This window comes from Sphaerisporangium sp. NPDC049003, assembly GCF_043197795.1.
In the GTDB taxonomy this organism is placed as follows: Bacteria; Actinomycetota; Actinomycetes; order Streptosporangiales; family Streptosporangiaceae; genus Sphaerisporangium.
This window is the reverse complement of record NZ_JBICTU010000006.1, coordinates 110,112-136,108: the sequence shown is the minus strand read 5'-3', so window position 1 is coordinate 136,108 and position 25,997 is coordinate 110,112. Positions and strand designations below refer to the sequence as shown.

Sequence of the window (25,997 nt, the reverse complement as noted above, 5' to 3'; positions counted from 1 at the left end):
GCGTGCTCGACGGGCCCGCATAGCGTGGCGGCTGACATGGTGACGTTCCGCGTTCTTGGACCGGTCGAGGCGTACGGCGACGACGGCGAGGTCGACCTCGGCGGCCTACGGCAACGGGCCGTGCTCGCGCGATTACTCGTCGCGCGTGGACAGGTCGTGCCCGTCGACACGCTGCTGTTCGACCTGTGGACCGACGAGGGCGCCAAGGGCGCCCAGTCGGGGCTCCAGGTCTACATCTCCCGCCTGCGCCGTGTGCTCGAACCCGGCAGGCCGCGCGGCGGTCCCAACCGGCTGCTCGTCACCGTCGCCTCCGGGTACGCCCTGCGCACCGCGCCCGAGCAGGTCGACGCCCTGCGCTTCGAGGCCATGGTCAGGGCCGCGGGCAAGTACCTCGACAACGACGACCCCGAGCCCGCGCGCACCGGCCTTGAGACGGCGCTCGGGCTCTGGCGCGGCACCCCGTACTCCGACTTCGCCGAGCAGCAGTGGGCCGAGGCCGAGGTCAGCCGGCTCGCCGAGCTGCGGCTGGTGGCCCGCGAGCGGCACGCCGACGCGGGGCTGCGCTTCGGCCTGCACGCCGAGACCGTGCCCGACCTTGAGGCCCTGACAGGCGAGAACCCCCTGCGGGAGGAGGGCTGGCGGCTGCTGGCCCTCGGCCTCTACCGCTGCGGCAGGCAGGGCGACGCCCTCGCCGCCCTGCGCCGGGCCCGCATGACGCTGGCCGACGAGCTCGGCATCGACCCGGGCCCCGCACTGCGCAAGATGGAGTCGGACATCCTCTCCCAGGACCCGGCCCTTGAGCTCACGCTCCCCCAGCGCCCCCGCTTCGAGGTCGCCGGCACCTGGCCGCCGCGTCCCGAGAGCCCGGCCGCCGACCTGCCCCCGCTGTCGCCGGAGCCGTTCGTCGGCCGCGACGCCGAGCTGGCCCGGCTGACCGGCGCCGCGCCGCACGCCCTCGCCGGGCGCTTCACCGCGGCCGTGGTCGGCGGCGACCCGGGCGCGGGCAAGACCACCCTGGTACGGCAGCTCGGGCTGGAGCTTTCCCGGCAGGGCTGGATCACCGCGTCCGGCGGCTGTCCCGACAGCAGCGCCACCCCGCCCGGCTGGGCCTGGGTGGAGGTCCTGCGCATGCTCGTCGCCGTCCGGGGGGCGGGTGAGTACGGCTCGCTGCTGGCGCCGTTGCTGGACGACGCCGCCCCCGCCGACGAGGACGACCAGGCGTCGGGCGGCTTCCGCCTGCACCGCGCGGTCGGCGGCTACATCGCGGGCATCGCCCGCGAGGCTCCCGTCCTGCTCACGCTTGAGGATCTTCACTGGGCCGACGACCAGACCCTCGCCCTGCTCCGCGCCCTGCCCAGCCTGCTGGCGACGAGCCGGGTGCTCCTGGTCGTGACCTGCCGTGACGGCGAGCTCAACGACCAGCAGTCCGACGTGCTCGCGGCGCTCGCCCGGCTCGGCCCCGTGCGGGTCGGGCTTGAGGGGCTCGACGAGGACGCGGTGGCGGAGCTCGTACGGGCCACCTGCGTCCGCGAGGTCGACGAGGACGCGGTCAGCAGGATCATCGAGCGCACGGGCGGCAACCCGTTCTTCGTCCGCGAGACGGTGCGGCTGCTCGACTCCGAGGCCACCGGCGACCGTGCCACCGCCGCGGAGGTCATCTCGGAGGTGCCGTCGGGCGTGCGCGACGTGCTGCGCCGCCGGATCACCCGGCTTCCCGTGACCGCCCAGCAGATCCTTCTGCAGGCGGCGGTGATCGGCCGCGACGTCGACATCGACGTGCTGGTGGACGTCTCGGGCGACGAGGACGCCGTGGTCGACGCCGTGGAGGCCGGGCTGCTCGCGGGTCTGGTCACCGAGCCGGGGCCGGGGATGCTCCGCTTCGACCACGACCTGGTCCGCGACACGCTGTACTCCGACGCCTCGCGGCTGCGCAGGTCGCGCCTGCACGCCGCGGTCGCGTCGGTCATCGAGAGCCGGTCGGCGTCCGACGTCGCGGCGCTCGCCCACCACTACGACTCCGCGGGCACGGTGGAGACCGCCGCGAAGGCCGTCCACTACGCGGGCCTGGCCGCCGAGCAGGCGGAGCGGCGGTTCGCCCACCGGGAGGCGGCGACGCTGTGGGAGCGCGCCATCACCGCCTTCGACCGGGCCCACCCCCTCGGAGGGCCGCCCAAGGAGCGGCTGCTGCTGCAGCTCCGGCTGATCAAGGCGCTCGCGCTCTGCGGCGACATGGCGGCCGCCCGTGCCCGCCGCCGCGAGGCGATGGACGCCGCGCTGCCGCTGGGCGACCTGGAGATGACCGCGCGCATCGCCGCGTCGGTGGCCGTGCCTTACAAGGGCATCGCCCGCGACCTCACCCGCACGGCGTGGGAGATCGTCGACGTCACCGAGCGGGCGCTGATCGAGCTGCCGCCGGGCGAGCAGTCGCTGCGCGCCAGCCTGCTCGCGACCCTGGCCCTGGAGCTGGAGGGCTCCGCCACCGGCCGTGGGTACGAAGCGTCGCTGGAGGCCGAGGAGCTGGCGCGGCAGAGCGGCGACCCCGCCCTGCTCGCGGTCGCGCTGAGCGGGCGGCTGCGCCAGTCGTACGTCATCACGGTCGTCGACGAGCGCGAGGCCATCGGCCGCGAGCTGCTGGAGGTCGGGGCCGCCTCCGGGCAGATCGCCGTGCAGGCGCTGGCCCACCTGGTGCTCATGGAGTGCGCGGCGGCGCGCGGCGACTTCGCCGAGGCCGACGCCCAGATCCGCGCGGCCGAGCGGCTCGCCAGGCGGTACGACCTGCCGGCGCCGTCGGCGGTGGGCGCCTGGTACGCCGGCATGCGCATGATGATCACGGGCGACTACGCCGGGGCCGAGCGCACGTACCGGAACGCGGCGCGGCTCACCGCGCGGGCGGGGATGCTCGAAGGACGCCAGGACCTCCCGCTGATCACCACGTTCTGCCTGCGCCTGGTCGACGGCAAGGCCGCCGACATGGTCGAGTCGCTGGAGGAGGCGCACCGGCGCGGGGCCAAGTGGACCCTCGACGCCTACGCCGTCGCGCTCGCCTCCGCCGGCCATATCAAGGACGCGCGCGCGATCGCGGCCACCAGGACGCCCGTCCGCCCGGACTTCCTCTACGAGCTGGCCATGACGTGGCGGGCGCTGGCGGGCATGCTCCTCGGTGACCGCGACCGGATGCAGGACGCCTTCTCCACGCTCGGGCCGTTCTCCGACCGCATCGCGGGAGCGGGAACCGGCGTGGTGGCCCTGTGGCCGGTGGCGCAGACGCTCGGCGACCTCGCCATGCACCTGGGGCAGCCCGAGGAGGGACGCAGGCACTACGAGAAGGCGCTGGCGGTGGCCGAGCGGGTGGGCATCCCCCGGTGGGTCACGGCGGCGCGGCGGGCCCTCGACAGTGTGTGATCCGCGCCGCCGGTCAGCGGTTGATCCGGAACGTCTCGCTTGAGCGGCTGACCTGCGGCTTCGGCGGCCGGTTCGGGAGCCCGCGCCTCAGCAGCTGATCTGGAACTTCTCGCTGACGATGACGCCCTTGCCCGACACCGTGAGCTCGACGCGGTACCAGCCGGGGTTGTTCACGACGCGGGGATGCCATTCGACGGTGCGCTGCGCGCCCATGAAGCCGGCGGTCTCCGAGTAGAGGTAGGTCTTCCAGGCGTGCGCGCGGGAGCTCCAGCGGAGCAGGCGCCAGTCGTAGTCCACGGGGTCTCCCGAGGGACCGGGGTCGATCACGCTCTGCGCGTGGTAGGTCCGCTCACAGGACGCGCCGGCGTCACCGGCTCCCACCGTCACCATGCCCGCTTCGGGGACGCGCCTGGCCTCGATCGGCAGCGACTGCGCCGAGAGGACCACGGTCCTGACGTGCGTGCCGCTTTCCGCGGCGTGCTCCGGGCCGGTGGTTCCTTGGGAGACTCCGAAATAGGCGCCGCAGACGGCGAGCGTGGCGACCAGCAGCTTGAACACGGTGGCCGTACCGCCTGCCATGATCGGTACCAGATCGCCTACCGGCTTCAGGCCCTTTCGCGCTCCCATGGCCCTCCCCTTTCGTTCACCCTCAGATGTACGACGGGGCGGTTGCTCCCTACTTGCTGTCTGGTTGCAGTCATTCTTCATGTCCACAATGGCCGACATGGGATCATAACCGGATGCGTATGGTGACGATCTCTCTTCTGGCGGCGGTTCTGGCGATCCTCGGCCTGGGCGACCCGGCGCTCGCCCGGACCGCTCCACGGGTCACCGCGAAGGAGTTCTACCTGGTCGACGCCACGACGGGAACGGTCCAGTTCGCCAAGCGCGAGACGCGCCGCGTGCCCGTGGCCAGCCTGACGAAGATCATGACGGCGTACGTCGTGCGCCGCGTGGCGTCGCTGGACGACGTCGTCACGATCACCAGGGCCGACGTACGGCACGCGGCGGCGAACGACGGCACCCACGCGGGCCTCAAGGCCGGGGAACGGCTCACCGTGCGGGAACTGCTCTACGGCGTGCTGCTGCCGTCGGGGGCCGACGCCTCCAACGCCCTGGCACGGCGGTACGGGCCGGGCGTGAAGCGTTTCGTCGCCAGGATGAACCAGGCGGCACGGTCCCTCGGCCTGCGCGACACGCTGTACACCAACCCCGACGGGCTCCCCCAGACCGGCGGCGACCACTCGACCGCGAAGGACCAGGTCACTCTGGCCCAGGCGGTGCTGAAGGACCCGATCATCGCGACGATCGTCCGCACCGAGAGGCACGCGGTGAGCAAGACGGCCGTACACCGCGCCCACATCTGGCGCAACACCAACAGGCTGCTGCCCAGCGAGGCACAGGGTCTGAAGACGGGCTACACCAAGGCGGCCGGCTACTGCCTGATGTTCGCGTCGGTGATCGGCGGGCACACCATGGTCGGCGTGCTCCTCGGCGACACCGGTGACGCCGCCCGCTACCGCACAGCCCGCAGGCTGCTCGACGCGACCGCCGCGGCCACCGCCGTCTGAGGGAGTTGTCCCAACGGCGAGAGGAGGTGGACGGGTGGAACCGGACGGCGTGCTGGAACCCCCAAGCCTCGTCGAGCTCTCGATGCGGCGCATCCGCCACGAGATTCTCAGCGGCGCCCTCGCACCCGGGGAGCGCCTGATCGAGGAGCAGCTCACCCAGCGGTTCGGCACCAGCAGGGCACCGCTGCGCGAGGCGCTGCGTTCCCTCGGGCAGCAGGGACTGGTGGAGCACCTGCCACAGCGCGGGCGGCGACTTCGCGGCGCGGAACCCGGACGAAGTCCACCCGGTCACCCGCGAGGTGCTCAGCAACGGCACCGGACTCAGACGTCGGCGGGGCGCCCGCACGGCATCACTCTTATGGCCCCCGCGGGCTCCGACGAACTCTCCTCGCCTCCCTCGCCGCCTCATTCCATCCCTGCACCGGCAGCCATACCTATGCCGGCAGCCCAGCCGTCCAGACGGATTCCTCTGCGAGTCCCACGCCACCGAGGAAGCGGCCGACATCAGCACGTACGGCAGTTGGCCCGGCTACCTCCTCTCACCAGAGCACGGCGCCCGATGACCAGCCGGCCCCCTGTGATCAGGTCCGGTCGGTGAGGCGGCGCAGGCCGTACTCCACAGGTCCGTGACGGTCCGCTGCCGTCACCGGACTGGACGACCCCGGCCGGTCCGTCCGCGACCTCCTTGACACGGCCTACGGTGAGTGTCATGGACGCGTCAGCAGGTCAACAGTTGCCATGGCATGACCGCCCTCGACGATGTTAGCGTTTTGCCACGATGAGAGCATCGGTCATGAAATGGGGTGCGCGATGAGTCAGCTGATGCCGCTGATCCCCCTCATAGCGATCACGCCGCTCCTCGCCTTCTGGGTATGGATGGTGCGCGATATGGCGGCAAATCCAACCTTGCACCCGCAGGCGCGATACACCTGGATGGCGATACTCCTTTTCCTGAATATTTTCGGCGCGGGCCTCTACTACGCCACCGAATACCGGAAAAAGTAACCAGCCGGGTCAGCGCATGAGGCTGTGGCAGGCGATCGCCGCCGCGGCGACCACGTTGAGGGAGTCGACGCCGAGGCCCATGGCCGCCGGGCTCATGGCGATGCACACGGCGTGATCGGCCTCGTGGAGCCACCGCGAGGACAGCCCGTCGCCCTCGGACCCGAGCATGAGCGCCACCCGCTCCCCCATGGAGACCTTCTCGATGGGAACCGCCGACTGGTCGGGCGTCAGGGCCAGGCTCTGGAACCCGAGGGCCCGCAGCTCGGCCAGCCCGTCGTACCAGTTGGCCATGCGCGCGTACGGCACGGCGAACACCGCGCCCATCGAGACCTTGACCGATCTCCGGTACAACGGGTCGGCGCACCGGGGCGAGAGGATCACGGCCTCGACGCCCAGGGCCGCCGCGCACCTGAAGATCGCCCCGACGTTGCCGTGGTCCACCAGGTCTTCCAGGACGAGGATCCGGCGGGGCGCCCCCCGCTCCAGCAGGGTCCTCACCGAGGGAAGCTCCAGCCGCGCCATGGACGCCAGGGCGCCCCGGTGGACGGCGAAGCCGGCGATGCCTTCCATCACCTCGTCGGAGACCAGGTAGACGCGCGCGCCGCCCAGCACGTCCGCGAGGCCGGGGAGCCAGCGGCGCGTCGTCAGCACCGACCTGACGGGGTATCCGGTCGCGATGGCCCGCCGGATGACCTTCTCGCCCTCCGCGACGAACAGGCCGCGTTCGGCCTCCAGGCTCTTGCGCAGCTCGACGTCGCGAAGCCGCACGTAGTCGGCCAGCCGGGGGTCGGTGGCGTCGGAAAGGGGGATGAGCTCAGGCACGAGACAAGCGTATGACCCGTCTGAGCTGCCAGAGCAGCGCGTACACGGTCAGCACCGCGCAGAACCCCACGATCAGGCCGACCCCGGTCTTGGTGATGATCCCGGCCCAGCCGAAAACGGGGTTGGGCGGGTCGACGAAGCTCCAGGCCGCGGCGGCGCAGCACGCGCCCGCGCCCGTACAGGCCAGGACGCCCCAGCGCACCGGGCCCGGGAGTGCGAGCCGGGCCGGCGGCCTGCCCGCGGAGGGGCGCAGCGCGCGGAGCAGCCACCAGCCGACCAGGGCCAGGCCCGCCGCCGACGAGCCGTACTGCATGAGCCGGTAGCCGTTCACGAATCCCGCCACCGGGGCCGTCAGCCACGCCCACCCCCAGAACCGCGCGCCCCACTCGTGGGTGAAGGAGTCCCAGAAGACGTGGGTGGCAGCGCCCACGGCGGCGCCGAGCGCGATGGCGGGGAACCTGCGCCAGCCGGGTCCGGGCAGGGAGGCGATCCGGGCGGCGAGCGGCTGTGGCAGCAGCGCGGTCAGCGGGTCGCGGAACACGAACTGCAGCAGCGCCAGCAGCACGAACACCGCCACCACGTCGTCGGTGACCACTCCGACGGGCGAGTGCCACCGGGTGTAGGCGTCGAGGTAGGGCAGGAACGTCGGCAGGTCGGGCACCATCGCGCCCACACCGAGCGCCCAGGGGTCGAGCACCCTCCGCACCCGGGCCGAGGAAATGAGCGGGATCACCGCCGCGACGTGGCTCGGGGTGAACGGCAAGGGCACTCCTTGATACGGGCCCGCGTGCCCGTCCACAGCTTTACGCGGACGAGGACGTGACGCAATCTGTAACGGGTAGGCTACTCACCGCTGTCAGGGCCAGGTTCGATCGATCAGGGGGCCATCGTGCCAGATCAGGGTACGTACACGCGCCCGGCGGCCCCGTCGGCGACCTGGGTGCGTGACGCGCGCCTGGCCAGGAGCCTGTCTCTCGCGACGCTGGTGTGGCTCGGGGCCGAGAGTTCGCTCGGCCTGGTGGCGGGCCTGTCGGCGCATTCGGTGGCCCTGATCGGCTGGGGCTGGTCGTCGCTCGTGGAGGCGCTGGCCAGCCTGATCGTCATCTGGCGCTTCACCGGCCGCCGGCTCCACTCCGCCACGGCGGAGCACCGGGCGCAGAAGGCCGTGGCGGTCAGCTTCTGGCTGCTCGCGCCCTATTTGGTGCTCCACGTCGCCTACGACCTCGGGTCGGGTCAGCGATCGGCGCCCACGGTGCTGGGGGTCGTCGTCACCACGATCAGCCTGGTGAGCATGCCCCTGCTCGGGGTCGCCAAGCGCAGGCTCGGCGCCCGCCTCGGCTCGGTGGCCACGACCGGCGAGGGCACCCAGAACCTGTTGTGCGCCCTGCTCGCCGGGGGCGTGCTGGCGGGGCTGACCGCCACCTCGCTCGGCTGGTGGTGGCTCGATCCTGCGGTCGCGCTCCTGCTGGCGGCCGTGGCCGTCCGCGAGGGCCGCAGCGCCTGGCGCGGCCACTCCTGCCGCCACCACTGAAGGATCACCACGGCGAGTTGCAGACCCTGAGCCCGCAGCGCGCCCGCCACGCGGGGCGCGGTGCCGGGGTCCGCCAGCACGCGGCACACGCGCCCGGCGATGACGACCTCGCGTACGCAGTCCGACTCCCTGAGCGCCCGCCTGATCTCCTCGGGGCATCCGCGCCCGTGCAACTCGATGAGCAACAGGTCCGGACGCCTCCCGCTCAGGACACCCGCGCCGCCCACGTCCACCCCCGCCGCCACCCCCTGCCGGCCGCGTACGGCCCCCTCGATTCCCGGCCGAAGCGCCGAATCACGAACACAGAAACACCGAAATGTCGCGAAGTATTTAGTCACGATACATCGCGTCAAACAAGTGTCAAGATGCATCGCGAGCGGGCCACGTAATCAGAAGTTACCCGCACGTACCGTAATCACTGCACCAAATGATCGGTTTTACCCCCATCCGGCTTGACGCTATGGTTCCGTAGGCATTAGCCAGGGATCTCCCTATATGGTCACTCCAGAGCGCGCCACGTTCGGGAAAAGATCGACACATTAAGAGGACACCGTGGGCGGACGCCACCGCACAGACGAGCTTGAGGGCGGCTACAACCCTTACCACGAGCCGTCGGCCCGCCGTCGCGCGGGCCGGGGCAAGGTGCTGGTGCCGCTGGCGGGCGCCGTGGCGCTCGCCGTCCTGCTGGGCGTCGCGGCATACGTGATCATGAGCCGCGACAGGACCTGCGGCGACAAGGTCGCGCTCCAGGTCGTGGTCTCCCCCGACATCGAGCCGGCCATCAGCAAGATCGCGGCCGGCTTCTCCAAGAACACCGCCCCCGTGAACGGCAAGTGCTTCGCGGTCGCGGTCAAGGAGAGCGACCCGGCCGGCGTCACCAACGCCATCGCCGGGTCGGGCGCGAGCGCCGGCAAGTTCGACGGCGACATCTGGATCCCGGACTCCAGCCTGTGGGTCGCCAAGCTGCGCTCCACGCCCAAGGGGTCGGGGATCACGGCGCCCGTGGGCTCGGTGGCCCGCTCGCCCGTGGTGCTGGCGGTTCCGAAGCCGGCCGTCGAGAAGCTGCGGAGCGCCTTCGGCGAGCCGAGCTGGAGCGGCCTGATGTCCGCCGCCAACGCCGCCAACCCGGACGGCCTGGCGAGCAAGATCCGCGTCCTCCCGCTCGACCCGACCCTCAACGCCGCCGGCCTGAGCGCCCTGCTCGCCGGGTCCGGCGTCCTCCAGGCGTCGGGCGCCGGCGAGGACCAGCTCGTGGGCGTCCTGCGGCAGCTCTCGGAGAACGCCGTGAACAGCCCGGCGAACATGTTCGCCACCATGGCGAAGCAGTCGTCCCGCGTCCCGATCGGCATCGCCTCCGAGCAGGGCATCTGGGCGTTCAACGCCAAGTCCAAGCCGGGCGAGATCGTCGCGCTCTACCCGGCCGAGGGCACGATCAGCCTCGACTACCCGATCGTGGTGACCGCCAAGGACCAGGCCACCCGCGACGCGGCCAAGAGCTTCGCCACCGCGCTCTCCGGCGCCGAGGCCAAGAAGACCATCCGCCAGTATGGCTTCCGCACGCCGGACGGCAAGGGCGGAAGCGCCATCAGCCAGGCGAACGGGCTCAACCCGGTGGCACCGCCCGCCATCAAGATCCCGGAAGCGGCCTCGGTCACCAAGCTCTCGCAGGCGTGGTCCCGCCTCAAGCTGGGCGGCCGGCTCCTCGCCCTGCTGGACATCTCCGGCACCATGGCGCTACCGGCCGTCGGCGCCCCCGTCGACCGCATGAAGCTGATCGCGCAGACCGCGATCGAGGGCCTGAAGCTCTTCCCGGACAAGACCGAGATCGGCACCTGGGTCTTCTCCACCAACCTGAACGGCAAGGGCGTCGACTACCGCGAGGCCGTGCCCGTCGGACCCATCGGCGCCAAGATCAACGGCGTGACCCGCCGGGACGTCATCGGCCAGTCCCTCGCCCAGATCAAGGCGAAGGCCACCGGGGACACCGGCCTGAACGACACGCTCGCCGCCGCCTACGACAAGATGAAGGCCGAGTACGAGGCCGACAAGATCAATACGATCCTGGTCTTCACCGACGGCGTGGGCAACGACGATCCCGAAGGCGGCATCTCCAACGCCGCGATCCTCAAGAAGCTCCGCACGGAGTTCGACGAGACCCAGCCGATCAGCGTCATCATCGTCGCCCTCGGCGCCAACGACGTGGCCGGTCGCCGGCAGATGCAGGCGATCGCCAAGGCCACGCAGGGCCAGGCCTTCTTCCCGAACAACGCCCTGGAGATACGCAAGGTCTTCCTGGAGGGGATCTCCCGCCGCCTCTGCGCCCCGAACTGCAATGGCAGCACCTCCCAGCAGTAGACGCGCCCCGCGCGCGAGCGCCCGATCCCTGCCCCTCACGGGCCCGGGGTCGGGCGCTTTTTCTTCACCCCCCGGATTCCCCGGCCCGCGAATCCGCCGGCGATTCCGCCACCGGATCCGCCGGCGAATCCGCCACCGGATCCGCCGGCGAATCCGCCACCGGATCCGCCCGTTGTGGCCGCCGGATTTATCACCGAATCAGCCGCCGAATCCGTCATTGGATCACGGTGTTCCATCGCGGCGTTCCATCGCGATGTGTCACCGTGGACGCCTGCCCGCGTCACCGATCATCACCTCAGATATTTCTCTAGGAAACACCTGTTTCAGAAGTCCCATGCGACCCTATTTTCCCAGCTCATATCCGATGATTATCAAGCAATCCCGGGTGAACCGGGCGAGGGGAACGGACGTCCTACGCGTGTGGGGCCTGGAGCGGGCAGGGGAAATTCTCGCGAGCGAGCGCGACCAAATGCCAGGTACCCGTCCTGCGGGGAGGAAGATTCGTGCCCGGATGGCCGAGCGTCGGCCGTGCCGACGACCAGCGATTGTTGGAGGCCCTGCGCCGAGCGGACGGCCGCGCGGCGGACGGCCTCTACGACGCCTATGCCGACCGACTCAACGACTACGCCTATTCACTGCTCCATGACACCGACGCCGCCGCCGACTCCGTGCACGACGCGCTCGTCACCGCCCATGGACGGGCCGGAGCGCTGCGAGAACCGGCACGCACGCGTGCCTGGCTGTACGCGCTGACGCGTTTCCAGTGCGCCACCCGGCGCGGGCGGACCCCCGCGAACGGCACCACGCCGGAACTGTTCCTGGAAGGGGACGAAGAGGATCCGGAGCTCGCGGCGATCGTGCGCGAGGGCCTGGCCGAGATGGGCCACAAGGACCGGGACGTCCTCCTCCTGGCGCTGCGGCACGAGCTCACCGTCTCGGAGATCGGCGCCGTGCTCGGCCTGACTTCCCGGCATACAGGGGTCCGCCTCACCCGGGCCCGCGACCACCTGGAGAACGCCGCCGCGGCGTTGATCCTCGCCAGGACCGGCCGCGCGCACTGCCCCGACCTGTCGGCCCTGCTCGACTCCATCGAGGGCCCGCTCCCTCAGCAGCTGAGACGGCGCCTGACCAGGCACATCATCGGATGCAAGGAATGCACCGAGGGGCGGCGCCGCCGGGTGTCGGCCGAGCGCCTGCTCGACGTCATCCCCGTGGCCTTCCCTCCTCTGTCGCTGCGCCGCCGGGTCGCCGAGTCCTGCGCCAAGTCGGAGCGCGACGCGGGACGGACGGCGATCATGGCGGTGGCCGACCGGTTCGACAAGAACGGCTTCCCTCCGGTGGGCGCCGAGCGCCGGTCCAGGAGCCGCGAATCCCGTGAGAACCGCCGCACGCCCCCCGGGACGGAGACCCCCCGGTACGGGACCGCGGTCGCGCACGCCCGCCGGACGTCCCGGCGGACGCCCGTCTTCGCCACCGTCGCGTGCGTGCTCGTGGCGACCGGCGCGATGGTCGTCGCGACCGGGCAGGGATCCCCGAGTCCGGGCGGGCTGACGCAGACTCTGCGCTTCCCGAGCCAGACACCCGGCGAGCTCCAGATCAGCTATGGCCCCGAGCCCACGGAGGCCTCCTTCACGTCCGAGCCGCCGCCACCGTCCGCCTCCGCCACCCCCGCCAGGAGGTCACCGACCCGGAGCGCCGCCTCCGCGCCCGCCGCACCCACCGGCAGGCCGCGTCCCCCCTCGCGGACCCCCCGGCCGGCTCCGACGCCCGCGGCCAAGCTCGTCGTCTCGTGCCCGGGAGCGCTCGGCGAGGAGGGAGATGGTGTGATCCTTGTGTCCGCGCGTAACGCGACCCTCTCCTGGACGGCCAGCGCGACGGGCGGGCTGGCGGTGACGCCCGGCCAGGGCGTGCTCAAGTCCGGCGTGAAGGAGAGGCTGTCTGTCGTGGTCTCCCAGCCCGGGGAGGCCGGGGAGGGCACCGTGACCTTGCGTTCGGTGTCAGGAGAGGCCTCATGCCGGCTGTCATGGGACGGTCAGGATCCGCCTCCCGCCTCCGATCCGCCCCCCGATCAGTCGCCTACTCCGGACCCGTCGGCGTCCGGCACACCGAGCGAGGAATCGAGTAGGGGCCCCGCCTGAATTCATGCGCGACCGCACATTTGGAGCAAACCAGGGGTACCTTTTGAAGACCCCCGATCCCATCAGTCCCATCGGTCTCGGGGGTATCAGTCGTCGGCGTGGGTGACGTGATTGACTAGACAACGGTTCTTACCCTTGTCCAGGTAAACCATTGACCGGGTTGGGGCGTCGGCATTGACGATCGCATGGCGTGGTTGATCCTATGAGAGCAGCGATCAACCATGCCTTTAGTCGGCCTTGACCAGCGGAGCCAGGAGAGATGCGTACGAACAGAACAGTGCTCACATGGGTGCTGACGGTCGCGTGCGCCGCGGGAGCGGTGATCGCGCTCGCCGATATCCAGACGCCGGCACGCCTGATTCTTACGCCTCTGTTCCTTTTGGTGGTGCCAGGAGCATCGGTCGTGGGACTGTTGCGTGATCGTGACCCTCTCGCGGCTCTAACGGTGGGCGCCGCCGCGAGTCTCGTTATAAACGTTCTGTTAGCCGAGGCCATGCTTATGTTTGACGCTTGGTCCCCTCGCGCGGGAGTGGCCACCGTCGCGGTGCTCGGTGGATTCATGTGGGTTCTTCGGTCTTTGTACCGGGGGAACGGCAGTGCGCACACCGAACAGGGGGCCGGGTCAAGGTGAAAGTCACGGTCGTTCGGCCTGGGGAGCTCGGAGAGCCGGAGCTCACCCGCTGGCGTGAACTACAGCACGCGGCTCCGTCACTGGACAACCCCTTTCTCTCGGTCGAGTTCGCTCTGGCTCTGAGCCGGCTCCGTTCGTACGTGCGCGTCGCCGTCATCGAGGACGGCGGCAAGGTGGTCGGCTTCCTCCCGTTCGAGCGGCACGCCTTCGGCATCGGCAAGCCCCTCGGCAGCTGGCTGACCACCTGCCACGGGCTCATCTCGGTCGCCGGCCTCGACATCTGCGCCCGCGAGCTCCTGCGGGCGTGCGGCCTCTCGGTCTTCGACTTCGATCACATGGTCGCGGACCAGCCCACCTGGGGGCCGTACGAGTCGGCGGTGCGCCCGGTGCCGCTGATGGACCTCACCGGCGGGTTCGACTCCTATATCGAGTACGTGCGCGTCAACTCTCCCAAGAACTACAAGACGGTTCGCTACAAGGAGCGCAAGCTCGCGCGCGAGCACGGCGAGATCCGGCTTGAGTGGTGTGCGGCCGACCCCGAGACGATGCGCACCCTCACGAGCTGGAAGTCCGACCAGTACCGCCGCACCGGGCGGGTCGACCGGTTCGCCCAGCCGTGGATCGTCGAGCTCATCGAAGAGATGCACGGCGCCGACTCGCCGTCGTTCGGCGGCGTGCTGACGATGCTCTACGCCGGGGACACCCCGGTGGCGGGGCACTTCGGCCTGCGTACGCACCACACGCTGGTCGGGTGGTTCCCCGCCTACGACCCCGAGTTCGCCCGGTACTCCCCCGGCATAATGCACCACCTGCACATGGCGGAGCAGGCCGCGCTTCACGGTCTGGGCCAGGTCGACATGGGCAAGGGCGGCCGGGAGTACAAGGGCTGGCTGAAGAACGGCGTCATCCACGTCACCGAGGGCCGGGTCTCCCGTCCGTCGGCGACGGCCGCCGTCCACTGGATGGGCCGGACGCCTGTGAACAAGGCACGCAACATAGTGGTCGACCGTCCTTCTCTCTACCGGCTGGCCGACCGCCTGCTGAAGGGGTTCGGGCGGGTCCGCACCTCCGTACAGCCCCAGTCCATACATAAGGAACCCTCGGGGGCGAGCTGAAGGTCCCCGGAAGCGAGCCCACCCTCTATTGATCTGACCGGGGCGGAGAAACCCCTCTCCGTCCAGTCGCGCCGGTCCTATTGGCAGTCGCCGCCGATGTCAGACCGCCCGGAAGGACATCCCTCAAATGAGTCCCGAGATCACCAAGCACAGCGGGAAACCTCAGCTTCACAGCCTGAGGCCACTACCGGCAGTGGACCGTTTCACCCCTCTCACCCCGCACCTGGCCATTTCGCCGACCGTCAGCGTGGTCGTACCGGCCATGAACGAGGCGGAGAACCTTCCGCACGTCTTCGCCACGCTGCCCCACTGGATCCACGAGATCGTCCTCGTCGACGGCAACTCCACGGACGACACCGTGGCGGTGGCCCGCCGCCTGCGCCCGAACCTCCGCGTGATCCAGCAACGTGGCAAGGGCAAGGGAGACGCCCTCCGCACCGGGTTCGCCGAGTGCACCGGCGACATCATCGTGATGATCGACGCCGACGGCTCGACCGACGGCAGGGAGATCATCCACTTCGTCGGCGCGCTCGTCACCGGGGCCGACTTCGTCAAGGGCTCGCGGTACGCCAGCGGTGGCGGCAGCGACGACCTCACGATCAGCCGTCGACTCGGCAACAGCGTGCTGCGCGGGCTGGTCAACCGCATCTACGGCACCCGGTACACCGACCTGTGCTACGGCTACAACGCCTTCTGGGCGCGTCACCTCGACGTCCTCGACCTCGACTGCGAGGGCTTCGAGGTGGAGACGGTGCTGAACATCCGCGCGGCCAGGGCCGGGCTGCGCGTGCACGAGGTGCCGAGCCACGAGAGGTGCCGCATCCACGGCGAGAGCAACCTCCGCGTCGTGCGCGACGGCTGGCGCGTGCTCAAGACGATCATGCGTGAGTGGCGCCGTCCCCTGACCGTGGCCGTCCCGGCTCCGACGGCCCAACCGGCCGCCGACCAGGGCGCGGCATAGCCGGGATGAACATCTCCGTCGTCATCTGTGTCTACACCGAAGACCGGTGGGACGACATCAGGGCCGCCGTGCAATCGGTGCGCAGCCAGAGGCGTCAGCCGTACGAACTGATCCTCGTGGTCGACTACAACCCTGACCTGCACCTCAGGCTCAAGCGGGAGTACGCCGACGCGATCGTCGTGGAGAACTCCCACGAGCGGGGTCTGTCCGGTGGCAAGAACACCGGGGTGGCGACCGCCTCCGGCGACGTCGTGGCCTTCCTGGACGATGACGCCGTCGCGGACGCCGAGTGGCTCGCCGCGTTCGAGCAGGCCATGTCCGTTGAGCCGGGTGGCGCCCCGACCGTCGTGGGGGTTGGCGGGTTGACCAGGCCACTTTGGGACAACGGTGACCGGCCGCGATGGTTCCCCGAGGAGTTCGACTGGACCATCGGGTGCACCTACCGCGGCCTGCCGGCCGAGAGGAAGCCGATCCGCAACGTGATGGGAGGGAACGCCGCCTTCCGCAGGGAGGTGGTGGCCGAGGTCGGGGGGTTCCACTCCGGCATCGGCCGCAGTGTCCAGGGTCGCAAGAGCCGCCCGCTGGGCTGCGAGGAGACCGAGTTCTGCATCCGGCTCTCCCAGCGCAGGCCGGGCTCGATCATGATGTTCGAGCCCCGGGCGGTCATCGGCCACCGAGTGCCCGCGTCGCGGGCCACGTTCCGTTACTTCCGTTCCCGGTGCTACGCGGAAGGGCTCTCCAAGGCGCTGGTCGCGCGGGAGGTCGGCGCGGGCGACGGGCTGTCGAGCGAGCGCGCCCACGCCATGAAGACGCTGCCCATGGGCGCCCTTCGCGGCGTGGGAGACGCCCTGCGGGGCGATCTCACCGGCCTGGCCAGGGCGGGGGCGATCGTCACCGGCCTGGCCTGGACGACGTGGGGGTACGCCGTGGGCTCCGCCCGGCTGCGCGCGCGGGGAAACCGCGCGGCACGATCCATCGACCACGAACGGTGAGCACATGCGCGTGCCGATCCTGATGTACCACTCCGTGACCGACCGCCCGAACAGCGCGACCCGGCCACTGGCGGTACGTCCCTCGGTGTTCGAGTCCCAGATGACCTACCTCAAGGACCGCGGGTTCACCCCCCTGACCCTCGGAGACCTGGTCGCCTCCCTGTACGGCACGGGCGGCGCCCCGGCGCCCGAGCGGCCGGTGGTCGTGACCTTCGACGACGGGTACGCCGACTTCCACAGCGAGGCCCTGCCGGTCCTTGAGCAACTGGGCTTTCCCGCGACGGTGTTCCTGACCAGCGGGTGGGTGAGCGACGCGGGCGGCGACGCCGCGGGAAGACCACTCGACCGCATGCTGTGCTGGAGCCAGGCGCGTGAGGCCGTGTCCTGCGGCATCGAGATCGCCGGGCACAGCCACAGCCATCCGCAGCTCGACCAGCTGTCCGACGCGGCGCTGCGCCAGGAGCTCCGGCGCAACAAGGCCCTACTGGAGGACAAGGTCGGGCGCCCGGTCGCCACGATGGCCTACCCGTACGGCTACTCCAGCGCCCGTGTGCGCAGGGAGGTGCGCAAGGCCGGTTACTGGGCGGCCTGCGCCGTGGCCAACACGCTCGCGGCCGACTCCGGCGACGTGATGGCGCTGCCCCGGCTCACCGTGGGCCGGTCGACGACCATGGACCGCTTCCGCCGGGCGGTCGAGGGGCGCGGCGTGCCGCTCATCTACCTGAAGGAACACGCGCTGACCAAGGGTTACGCGATGGTGCGCCGCACACGGTACGGCCTGCGCCACGTGGTCGGGCGTGAGTGAGGTAACCGCGGGGAAGACGCCGCGCGTCGAAGAGGGGGGTGACGCGACCATGAACACCACAGTGGCCGACGACAGGCCGAAGCAGCCGGACGCGCCCAGGGCCGGAAGGCTGGCCGTTCTGTGGCGAAGGCTCCTACGCGACCTGCGCAACCCACTCTTTCTCAACGGATACGCCCTGATGGCCAACACCGGCGTCACGGCGATCCTCGGCATGGGCTACTGGCTGCTCGCCGCCCGGCTCTACACCCCCGAGGACTTCGGGCGCAGCCAGGCGCTGATCACAGCGATGCGGCTGTTCGCCGGGCTCATAGCGCTCGGCCTGACCGGCGCGCTCGCCAGGTTCATCCCCGTGGCGGGCAGGCGGACGGGCGCGCTGATCGGCCGCGGCTACCTCGTCGCCACCCTCACGGCCGTCGTGGCGGCGGGCGGGTTCCTGCTGACGCTGCCGTTCTGGGGCGACAACTACGCCACGCTCGCCGGCGTCGGCCCCGGCCTGTTCTTCCTCGCCTCGGTGGCCATCTGGTCGGTCTTCACCCTCCAGGACGTCGCGCTGGCCGGGATGCGCAAGGCCGTGTGGGTGCCGGTCAACAGCCTGTGCTTCGGCGTGGTCAAGATGGGGCTGCTAATCGCGCTGGCGGGGGCCCTGCCGGACGACGGCATCTACGTCTCCTGGATCATCCCCACCGCTCTGGCGCTGATCCCGATCAACCTGTTCATCTTCGGCGTCCTCGTGCCCCGTCACGCCCGCCTGGCGCCCGAGGGGTCGCGGCCGCCGAGGTTCCGCGAGGTCGGCCGCTTCCTCGCAGGGGATTATCCCGGCGCGTTCTCCATCCTGGCCATCGTCTACTTCCTGCCGGTGTACGTCGCCTCGCGGGTCAGCGGGGAACTGTTCGGCTACTTCGCCATGGCCCAGACCCTGGGCGCGATGATCGAGCTGCTGGCCATCAACATGGCCACCTCCCTCACCGTGGAGGGGTCCACCGACCGGTCGCGCCTGGCCGCCAACTGCCGCCAGGCGCTACGCCGCTCGTACCTGATCATCGGCCCGGTGTCGGCCGTCACGTTCCTCGCCGCGCCGCTGATCCTCTCGGTCTTCGGGCCTGGCTTCTCCGAGCACGGCACCCCGCTGCTCCGGCTGATGGCCCTCGCCGCGCTCCCCCGCGTGCTCATCGAGATCTATCTCAGCGGGCTGCGCGCCCGCAGCCAGGCCCGCAAGCTCGCCCTCGTCCAGATCGGCCTGGCGGTCCTCGTGCTGTCCTCCTCGCTGGTCCTGCTGCCGGTGGCGGGCATCACCTCGGTCGGCTACGGGCTGCTGTTCAGCGAGGCCCTGATCGCCCTGTTGATCTTCAATGGGCTCCGCAAGATTCTTAATCATGGGGAAACGCCGCAGTCGTCCAGCGCGCGGGAGGCGCCCGAGGCCGCATCATGGTCTACGTGAGTCAACGGACGGGCAACGAGGTGGAAAAGGAGCCGGCGGCGAGGCTCGCCGACGACGACATGGAAGTGGACCTCGACGCCACATCCGAGATGACCCGCCCGGTGTCCCTGCCGATCGCCCCGGCGGTGCAGCCCTCCCCCGCGCCCGAGAAGCCCCTGAAGCTCGACGAGCCGCCCAGCCCCGCCGGGCCCACGCCCGTACCCGAACCCGCACCCACGGCGACGGCCGAGCCCGAAGACGAGGCCGGGGACGCACCCCCGGCCACGCCGGAGCCCGAGCGGGTGATCGCGGAGAGGCCGTCCCGGGTGACCCGGCTGGCGACGAGCGCGGCCTCGTGGCTGCCGCCGCTGCTGACCATCGAGGGACTGGTCATGTACGTGCTGGCGCTGCGGGTGCCGCACGGCATCATGCGCGGCGTCGACCTCGACAAGATCGAGGGACTGGGGCTGGTCTCGGTCCTCCCGGTGACGGCCTTCGCCGCCATCGCCCTGATCATCGTGTCGTTCTTCGTGACGCTGACGCAGAACACCGACCGCAAGGGCCTGCTGCTGTTCCAGCTCGCGGCGATCACGTTCACCCTGCACGGGGCGGCGGCGCTCGTCGAGGCGGAGCCGCGCTTCCCGACCGCGTGGGTCCACGCGGGCTTCGCCGAGTACATCGGCCGTGCCGGCGAGGCGCTGCCGGGCCTCGACGCCCGCTTCGCCTGGCCCGGCTTCTTCGCCCTGTTCGGGTTCGTCCTGCGCGCCGCCGGGATCCAGGACCCCTCGACCGTGCTGCAGTGGACGCCGTTCATCTCGAACCTGCTCTACCTGCTGCCGTTCGTGCTGATCCTGCGCCAGCTCGTGGCCACCACCCGGGCCCGCTGGTTCGCCGCGCTGCTGTTCGTCCTGGTCCAGTGGATCGGGCAGGACTACTTCTCGCCGCAGGGCTTCACCTACGCGCTGTATCTCGTCTTCGTCGCGATCCTGATGCGCTGGTTCGGCCGCGCGGAGCCGAGGACGGCGCCGCTGCCCGCGAAGGGGCTCGTACGGCGCCTGCTCGCCCGGCTCGACCGGCTGTCCCCCGGTGAGCTGCCGGCGCGGCCCACGACCGTGACCGACCGGGTGGTGCTGCTGACGCTGCTCGTGGGGCTGTTCGTGGCCACCACGGCGACCCACCAGATCACGCCGTTCATGATGCTGGGGGCCCTGACCGGGCTGATCCTGCTGCGGCGCAGCACCCTGTCCCTCGGGCTTCCGGTGTTCCTCGGCCTGATCGTGATCGCCTGGATCAACTACCAGGCGACGCCGTTCTGGAGCGGCCGGATCAACGAGCTGTTCGGCGGCATCGGCAAGATCTTCGCCAACCTGCAGGAGAACACGGGCGACCGCCTGATCGGCACCGACCCGCAGCACGCCATCGTGCTCAAGGTGCGGCTCGCGATCTGCGGGGTGATCCTGCTGTTCGCCGCCATCGGCCTGTTGCGCCGGCTGCGGCGCGGGGTCGGCGACCGCACCGCCGCGGTGCTGCTGTGCGTGCCCGTGCTGGCGCTCGGCCTGCAGAGCTACGGCGGCGAGATCGGGCTGCGCGTCTACATGTTCGCCCTGCCCGCCGCCTGCGTCCTGGGCGCGTACGCCTTCTTCCCGAACCTCCCCGAGCATACGAGCGACGCGCGCGAGGGCGAGGGCGAGACCGTGCCCGTCAGGCGCCGTCCACGGCCCCTGCGGTTCGACCCGGGGACGACGCGGCGGATCTCGGCGGTCCTCGCGGCGGTGACGGCGCTGGCACTGGCGGTCGCGTTCCTGGTGGCGCGCTACGGCAACGAGAAGTTCGAGCGGGTCACGACCGGCGAGGCCGCGGCCATGCATTACGTCTACGCCCACGACCGGCCGAGCGCCCGGCTGTTCTACCTGGTGCCCGTCCTCGGCGAGGAGGTCACCCCGACGATCCCGTGGCGCGAGCGCGACATCGACCGCGTGGAGTACTACCAGGCGCTCGTCAACGAGAACCCCGCCGACCTCAGCGGCGTGCTCACGGGGCTGCGCTCCAAGCCGCCCAACAGCTTCGTGATGACCAGCCGAGGGCAGGCGGCGTACCTGGAGCTCAACCACGGCTTCCCCGCCGGGTGGGGTGAGCGCTTCCGCGTGGCGCTCGACGCCTCGCCGAGCCTCAAGCGGGTCTTCTCCAACACCGACGCCGCCATCTACACACTGGCCTCGTACCCGAAGGGGTCGGAGATCCCGCCGCCCGCGCCGGTGACGATGGTGGGCGACCGCTCCACGCCGTGGACGCCCCTCGGGCTGGTCGCCCTGGCCCTGGCCGTCTCCACCCTCTTCGCGGCGGAGCTGTCGAGGCTGCGCGGCACGGAGCGCGCTCCACGGGGCAGGCGGAAGCTGGTGATCCTCGGCGTCGTCATGGCCCTGGCCGCGATGGCGGTCATCGTGGAGCGGTTCGTGACCCTGACCTCAGGCTGACGGCGTGAGGTCTCAGGCCGTACGGGCGCGGGCCGTACGGGCGATGGCCGTACGGGCGCGGGACCTCACTGCCCGCGGTCGCTCCACTTGACGTCGTACGGGCCGAGCTGGAACGCCCTGCCGTCGACGTCGACGGACAGCGGCTCGCCCGTGGTGTTCACCATGATCATCTGGTTCGGCACGGCGAGCGCCTGGACCCGCGGGTCGGACACCGGGACGTCGACCAGCCGGGCGCCGGCGGGGAACCACCGGGTGAAGCCGCTGAGCAGACCGGCCATGGGCATCTCGTCGCCCGCGCCGGGCGACCACATGCAGCCGGGACAGTCGTCGCCGACCCGGCGCTGGGGGTTCCAGTAGAGCGCGGTGGCCGCGCCGCTCCTGGCGAACTCCATCATGGCGGCGGTCTGCACCGCGGTGCGGTGCCGCTCGTCCCAGTCGGCGCTGTCGGGCGCGACGTACCACTCGGCCCACCAGACCGGCAGGTCGCCGCTCTTCTGCCGCAGCCAGGTGGTGACCGCCGAGAACTTCTTGACGGCCGTGAACTCGTCGGGGACCAGGCCCCGGTCGTTGGTGGCCGAGGAGGCGTCGACCACGATGAAGTCGGCGCCCCTCTTGTTCTTGAGCCAGTAGTCGACGCCGTCGAGCGCCCGGCTGTCGACCGCCCCCCAGGGACCCCTCATGGTCGAGGCGTTGGCGGAGGAGACGTGGCTGTCGATCGGGATGTACGGGCCGCCGACCTGTGCCTTGGGGTTGGCGGCCTTCACCGCGTCGTAGACGCGGTTGTAGAGGTCGGTGTAGGCCTCGACATCCCAGTTGTTGTGCGCGTCGTCCCAGAAGCCTTTGAACTCGTTCCAGACCATGAAGTGCGTCACGGTCGGGTAGCGCTTGGCGACCGTGGCGGCGAGCTTGGCGAAGTCGTCGAAGTGGTCGCGCAGCGGGGCGCCCTCGATCTTGCCCCAGTCGGTGCGGCCCTCGGCGCCGCCCTTCATCCAGTCGGGGGCGCAGCAGAGGGTCAGCACCGGCTGGGCCTTGGTGGCGGCCATGAGCTCGACCCGGCGGTCGAGGTCGCGGAAGTCGTACTTGCCCGGCGCGGGCTCGGGGTTGCCCGCCCCCCAGCCCATGATGTGCTGGTTCTGCAGCATGGGGACCCGGCTGAACAGGTCGCTCACGCGGGTGTGGACGTCCCGGTCCTCGTTGTCGGCGCTGTACTGGGTGTGCGTGACGCCCCAGCGCGGCCAGGAGTCCACGACGGGCGGCTGCTCCAGGGTGGGAGGCGGCTCCGGCGTGGCGAGGATCGTGGCGGCCACGCCGTCGGAGCGGCCGCCGCCCCGGTGGGCGGCGATGGCCAGGAGCCCGACCACCATGGCCAGCGCTACCAGGCCGGCGCCGACGGCGACCGGCCCACGGGGGACGTAACGGCTCCGCGCGTGCCGACCGTTGCTCTCCAACACTCAGTCACCGTATCCGTTGAGGCTTGCGGAACTCTTGAATGATTCCGATGTCGGCCAAGGAACAATGGCTCGCCATCACCCGCCCCCAGGTCACAGCCGCCATATGGCGGCAAACTGCCCCAAAACGGTCTCCGAAACCAAGTCTTCGCACGGGGCTTCAACTAATAATCAAGGATCACAAGGTGTCAACCGCTTCGCGAAAGGGGTATAAAGCCCGGCGACCGAGGATTTGAGGGGGCACAGTGGCCCAGGCATGGCTGCCCGTCGCCAGTCGAATTCCCGCTCTCGAGGACTCCGGCCCCATGCTCGGAGGAGTTCCCCGGGTGGTCTGGTTTCTTTGGCCGACCGATCCCCATCGGGTGTCGGCCAGATCCGTGGCCCAGCGGCTTGTACAGACCAAACGTCCCGCCCACCTGGTGTGGAATCCCGTCACCGGGCAGATCATGCAGTCCCTCCCCCCTACAAGGGCGGCGAACGGCCTGCCGGGCGATCTCAACAGGCACGGCCGGGTGTGTGTCCAGATCCGCGTGCTCGGATCGGTGGAGGAGCCCTTCACCGAGACCAAGCTGGACGGGCTGGACGACATCCTGAGCTGGCTCGATTCGTGGGAGGTCCCGCGCCGCTGGCCGGCCGGGCCTCCGCTCCCCTATCCCCATTCGGTGGCGGCGCAAGGCAGCCGCCGGCTGTGGGCCAGAGGCGGCCACTTCGGGAACTCTCAGGTGCCGGGCACCGTCGAGGGGGACCCGGGGCCTATCGACGTCCACCGCATCGTGGGTGGGCACGTTACGGCCCTGGAGGTGCCCCGGCCCCGCGAGGAGATGGACCAGGAATGCGCGGCGGAAAAAGTAGAGCGATAAAACTGTCAGGTATCACAACAGCACCGTGATCTGATCTTTATCGTACTATTACACCCCAGGCACCAAGCTGGGTAAAAGACGCGGGCCTCGCTCTCGTCTCACAACGCCACCCAGTAGGAGCCCATGCGCATCTCCGTCGTCCATCCTCGGGAGCTCGGCCCGTCCGAGGCGGCCCGGTGGCGGGCGCTTCAAAGCGGGGATCCCTCGTTGGACAGCCCCTTCCTGTCGCCCGAATTCACGATCGAAACCGGCCGCGTGCGGGAACAGGCGCGCGTGGCCGTCCTGACCGACGGCTCCGACATCGTGGGCTTCTTCCCGTACGAGCGCCATCAGCTCGGCATCGGCATGCCGATGGCGGCGGGGCTGACGGACGCCCAGGGCATGGTCCACGCCAAGGACATCGAACTCGACCCGCAGGAGCTGATGAAGTCCTGCGGGCTCGCGGTGTTCGAGTTCGACCACCTCCAGGCGACCCAGCCGCTGGTCCCCGCCAAGCACACCCGCCACCCGTCGCCGGTCATCGACCTGTCCGACGGTTACGAGGCCTACGTCGAGACGCTCAAGCAGGTGTCCGGCAAGACCTACAAGTCCACGGCGTACAAGTCACGCAAGCTCCAGCGTGACTTCGGCGAGCTCCGTCACGACTTCGGGGTCTTCGACGCGAGCGTGCTGCGCACCCTCATCGACTGGAAGACCGACCAGTACCGCCGCACCGGCCGCGCCGACAGGTTCTCGCGCCCATGGATCCTGCGCCTGGTCGAGAACCTGCTCCGGATCGACACCGAGCACTTCGGCGCCTCGCTCGACATGATCTACGTCGACGGCCGCCCGGTCGCCGGACATTTCGGGCTACGCACCAAGACGACCCTCGCCGGCTGGTTCCCCGCCTACGACCCGGCCTTCGCCAAGTACTCCCCGGGCCTGATCCACCACCTCGCGATGGCCGAGCGTGCTGCCGGCGCCGGCATCCGCCTGATCGACATGGGACGCGGCGAGAAGGAGTACAAGGAGAAGCTCAAGACCGGCGAGCTCTGGGTCGCCGAGGGCCGGGTCGCCCGGCCCTCCGCGGGGGCCGGAGTCCACTGGCTCGTCCGCGTGCCGGTCCGGAAGGCGCGTGGAACGGTCCTCGCCAACTCGATGCTCCGGGAGACCGCTGACCTGGCGCTCAAGACCTACGGGAAGATCCGTACCTCCATCGCGTCGTAACGGGACCACTCCCATGCGCTAACTTTCTGCTTTGGCCCTCTAGGCGGCCGAAAGGCCAGGCGGTGGAAAGAGGAGCAGTGAGCCCCGAGAAACTCCTCGCGGCCCGTACCGGCCGCGAATGCGTCTACCTGCCGTCCAACAGGCTGGGCCTCTACCTCGCCCTCAGGCACTGGTGCACGCCCGGCCAGCGGCTTCTCATGTCGCCCATCTCGGCCGACGAGATCGTCTTCCTGGTCCTCGCGGCCGGGCTCATCCCGGTGATCGCGCCGGTCTCCGTCCTCGACGGCAACATCGAGATGGCGCGCGTCCTGCTGAGCGCCGTCGACGCGGTGCTGACCACCAACCTGTACGGCCTGCCGGACGACGTGCTCGCCATGGGCGGGCTGGTGGTGATCGAGGACGCCGCCCACGCGGCCGAGACGTCTGTCGACGGCCGGCCCGTGGGCACGTTCGGCGTCGCGGGCGTCTTCAGCCTCTCCAAGCACGCCGGGGCCGGGGCCGGGGGCGTGCTCGTGGTCGACGGCGTCGCCGACCGGCGGGCGCTGGAGCGCGAGCGCGACCTGCTGCTCCAGCCCGGCGCCCTCGGCAGGGACCTCTTCGGCGTCGCCACCTCCGTCAGCCGCCGCCTCGCCCTGAAGTTCGACATGGCCCGCCCCGCCATGCGCCTCGCCCGGATCATGGGCCTGCAGGAGCCCCGCGAGGGCTACCGCATCGCCCTGCGGCCGGAGGAGCTGCGCCCGGCGATCGCGCAGGCGCCCGGCCTTCCCGCGCTGGACTCCTGGGTGCGGGCCGATCTGCACGACTACCGAAGCTCACGCGGCGCTGTCGCACGGTGGTACCAGGGGCGTCGCCTGGGCCGCCTCCAGACAGAGCGCGACAGGAGGCTGGCGGGCGTCGCCAGGCTGGCTGAGCTGCCGACCGTGGCGCGAGGGGTGCTCGACCACGTCGACCAGCCGCTCTTCCGCGTGCCGCTGCTCGTGTCCGATCGTGAGGAGGCCGTCGCCGCGCTGGGGCGCCGCGGCGTCCCCACGGGCTACCTCTACGACCCGCCGTACGACGACTACGCCGAGCCGTTCGTCGAACCGTCACCCGACCGGGAAGCCGCCCGGTGGTGGGCCCGGCACGTGCTCCCCGTCGACCCGCTGTACGCCGAGCGCGCCCTGCCGATCGTCGAGTCGCTGCGACCGGCTCCGCCCCCCGACCACCGCCTCCTGAGCGCGCCGCCCGAACGCGCCGCCTGACCGCGGGCGGATCCGCGGGGCGC

The 25,997-nt window shown here is 70.6% G+C and carries 20 protein-coding genes; 16 read left to right on the top strand and 4 right to left on the bottom strand.

Annotated elements, in window-relative coordinates:
* The first annotated feature begins 36 nt into the window (after positions 1 to 36).
* On the top strand, positions 37 to 3,402 hold the full coding sequence (locus tag ACGFIV_RS08685; RefSeq protein ID WP_358552959.1) for a BTAD domain-containing putative transcriptional regulator: 3,366 nt from the start codon (positions 37 to 39) through the stop codon (positions 3,400 to 3,402).
* Positions 3,403 to 3,489: 87 nt separating this feature from the next.
* Here the strand turns inward: ACGFIV_RS08685 and ACGFIV_RS08680 are convergent, their stop codons facing one another.
* Positions 3,490 to 4,029: a hypothetical protein gene (locus ACGFIV_RS08680; RefSeq protein ID WP_358552961.1), complete on the bottom strand. Its 540-nt coding sequence runs from the start codon at positions 4,027 to 4,029 to the stop codon at positions 3,490 to 3,492.
* A 113-nt stretch (positions 4,030 to 4,142) separates the two neighbouring features.
* Between ACGFIV_RS08680 and ACGFIV_RS08675 the strand changes: the two genes are divergently transcribed.
* The 3 genes from ACGFIV_RS08675 to ACGFIV_RS08665 all read left to right on the top strand — a co-directional run bounded on the left by ACGFIV_RS08675 (position 4,143) and on the right by ACGFIV_RS08665 (position 5,978).
* Entirely contained in the window at positions 4,143 to 4,973 is an 831-nt protein-coding gene (locus ACGFIV_RS08675; protein WP_358552963.1) for a serine hydrolase, read from the top strand.
* Between the two features lie 82 nt (positions 4,974 to 5,055).
* Positions 5,056 to 5,571 (top strand): GntR family transcriptional regulator, encoded by a 516-nt coding sequence (locus tag ACGFIV_RS08670; RefSeq protein WP_392833516.1) that lies wholly within the window; start codon positions 5,056 to 5,058, stop codon positions 5,569 to 5,571.
* Positions 5,572 to 5,783: 212 nt separating this feature from the next.
* A complete protein-coding gene (locus tag ACGFIV_RS08665) occupies positions 5,784 to 5,978 on the top strand; it encodes a hypothetical protein (RefSeq protein WP_358552965.1) in 195 nt (64 codons plus the stop codon).
* 9 nt (positions 5,979 to 5,987) lie between these two features.
* Here the strand turns inward: ACGFIV_RS08665 and ACGFIV_RS08660 are convergent, their stop codons facing one another.
* Both ACGFIV_RS08660 and ACGFIV_RS08655 read right to left on the bottom strand, forming a co-directional pair.
* Positions 5,988 to 6,800: a TrmH family RNA methyltransferase gene (locus ACGFIV_RS08660; protein WP_392833217.1), complete on the bottom strand. Its 813-nt coding sequence runs from the start codon at positions 6,798 to 6,800 to the stop codon at positions 5,988 to 5,990.
* Positions 6,793 to 7,563 carry a DUF4184 family protein gene (locus ACGFIV_RS08655; protein WP_358552969.1) on the bottom strand — a complete coding sequence of 257 codons (771 nt, stop codon included), beginning with the start codon at positions 7,561 to 7,563 and terminating at the stop codon, positions 6,793 to 6,795. Before ACGFIV_RS08655 ends, ACGFIV_RS08660 begins: the two co-directional genes overlap by 8 nt.
* A gap of 126 nt (positions 7,564 to 7,689) precedes the next feature.
* Between ACGFIV_RS08655 and ACGFIV_RS08650 the strand changes: the two genes are divergently transcribed.
* From ACGFIV_RS08650 to ACGFIV_RS08610, 9 genes are all read left to right on the top strand, one after another.
* Positions 7,690 to 8,331: a hypothetical protein gene (locus tag ACGFIV_RS08650; protein WP_358552971.1), complete on the top strand. Its 642-nt coding sequence runs from the start codon at positions 7,690 to 7,692 to the stop codon at positions 8,329 to 8,331.
* 552 nt (positions 8,332 to 8,883) lie between these two features.
* Positions 8,884 to 10,686: a substrate-binding and VWA domain-containing protein gene (locus ACGFIV_RS08645; RefSeq protein ID WP_358552973.1), complete on the top strand. Its 1,803-nt coding sequence runs from the start codon at positions 8,884 to 8,886 to the stop codon at positions 10,684 to 10,686.
* A gap of 503 nt (positions 10,687 to 11,189) precedes the next feature.
* Positions 11,190 to 12,824, top strand: a complete 1,635-nt coding sequence (locus ACGFIV_RS08640) for an RNA polymerase sigma factor (RefSeq protein ID WP_392833212.1) — start codon at positions 11,190 to 11,192, stop codon at positions 12,822 to 12,824.
* A 627-nt stretch (positions 12,825 to 13,451) separates the two neighbouring features.
* On the top strand, positions 13,452 to 14,570 hold the full coding sequence (locus ACGFIV_RS08635; protein WP_392833209.1) for a GNAT family N-acetyltransferase: 1,119 nt from the start codon (positions 13,452 to 13,454) through the stop codon (positions 14,568 to 14,570).
* Positions 14,571 to 14,763: 193 nt separating this feature from the next.
* Positions 14,764 to 15,531 carry a glycosyltransferase family 2 protein gene (locus tag ACGFIV_RS08630; RefSeq protein ID WP_358552979.1) on the top strand — a complete coding sequence of 256 codons (768 nt, stop codon included), beginning with the start codon at positions 14,764 to 14,766 and terminating at the stop codon, positions 15,529 to 15,531.
* A 5-nt stretch (positions 15,532 to 15,536) separates the two neighbouring features.
* A complete protein-coding gene (locus ACGFIV_RS08625) occupies positions 15,537 to 16,523 on the top strand; it encodes a glycosyltransferase family 2 protein (protein WP_358552981.1) in 987 nt (328 codons plus the stop codon).
* 4 nt (positions 16,524 to 16,527) lie between these two features.
* Positions 16,528 to 17,328 carry a polysaccharide deacetylase family protein gene (locus ACGFIV_RS08620; protein ID WP_358552983.1) on the top strand — a complete coding sequence of 267 codons (801 nt, stop codon included), beginning with the start codon at positions 16,528 to 16,530 and terminating at the stop codon, positions 17,326 to 17,328.
* A 49-nt stretch (positions 17,329 to 17,377) separates the two neighbouring features.
* Positions 17,378 to 18,766, top strand: coding sequence for a hypothetical protein (locus ACGFIV_RS08615; protein ID WP_358552985.1), 1,389 nt, complete (start codon positions 17,378 to 17,380; stop codon positions 18,764 to 18,766).
* Positions 18,763 to 21,219, top strand: coding sequence for a hypothetical protein (locus ACGFIV_RS08610; protein ID WP_358552987.1), 2,457 nt, complete (start codon positions 18,763 to 18,765; stop codon positions 21,217 to 21,219). The genes ACGFIV_RS08615 and ACGFIV_RS08610 overlap by 4 nt, the downstream gene beginning before the upstream one ends.
* Before the next feature lie 65 nt (positions 21,220 to 21,284).
* Here the strand turns inward: ACGFIV_RS08610 and ACGFIV_RS08605 are convergent, their stop codons facing one another.
* Positions 21,285 to 22,670 (bottom strand): xylan 1,4-beta-xylosidase, encoded by a 1,386-nt coding sequence (locus ACGFIV_RS08605; RefSeq protein WP_358552989.1) that lies wholly within the window; start codon positions 22,668 to 22,670, stop codon positions 21,285 to 21,287.
* Between the two features lie 323 nt (positions 22,671 to 22,993).
* Here ACGFIV_RS08605 and ACGFIV_RS08600 point away from each other — a divergent pair, with 323 nt between their 5' ends.
* The 3 genes from ACGFIV_RS08600 to ACGFIV_RS08590 all read left to right on the top strand — a co-directional run bounded on the left by ACGFIV_RS08600 (position 22,994) and on the right by ACGFIV_RS08590 (position 25,974).
* Positions 22,994 to 23,527, top strand: a complete 534-nt coding sequence (locus ACGFIV_RS08600; protein WP_358552991.1) for a hypothetical protein — start codon at positions 22,994 to 22,996, stop codon at positions 23,525 to 23,527.
* A 123-nt stretch (positions 23,528 to 23,650) separates the two neighbouring features.
* Positions 23,651 to 24,733, top strand: coding sequence for a GNAT family N-acetyltransferase (locus ACGFIV_RS08595; protein WP_358552993.1), 1,083 nt, complete (start codon positions 23,651 to 23,653; stop codon positions 24,731 to 24,733).
* 77 nt (positions 24,734 to 24,810) lie between these two features.
* Positions 24,811 to 25,974: a DegT/DnrJ/EryC1/StrS family aminotransferase gene (locus tag ACGFIV_RS08590; protein WP_358552995.1), complete on the top strand. Its 1,164-nt coding sequence runs from the start codon at positions 24,811 to 24,813 to the stop codon at positions 25,972 to 25,974.
* Positions 25,975 to 25,997: the final 23 nt, after the last annotated feature.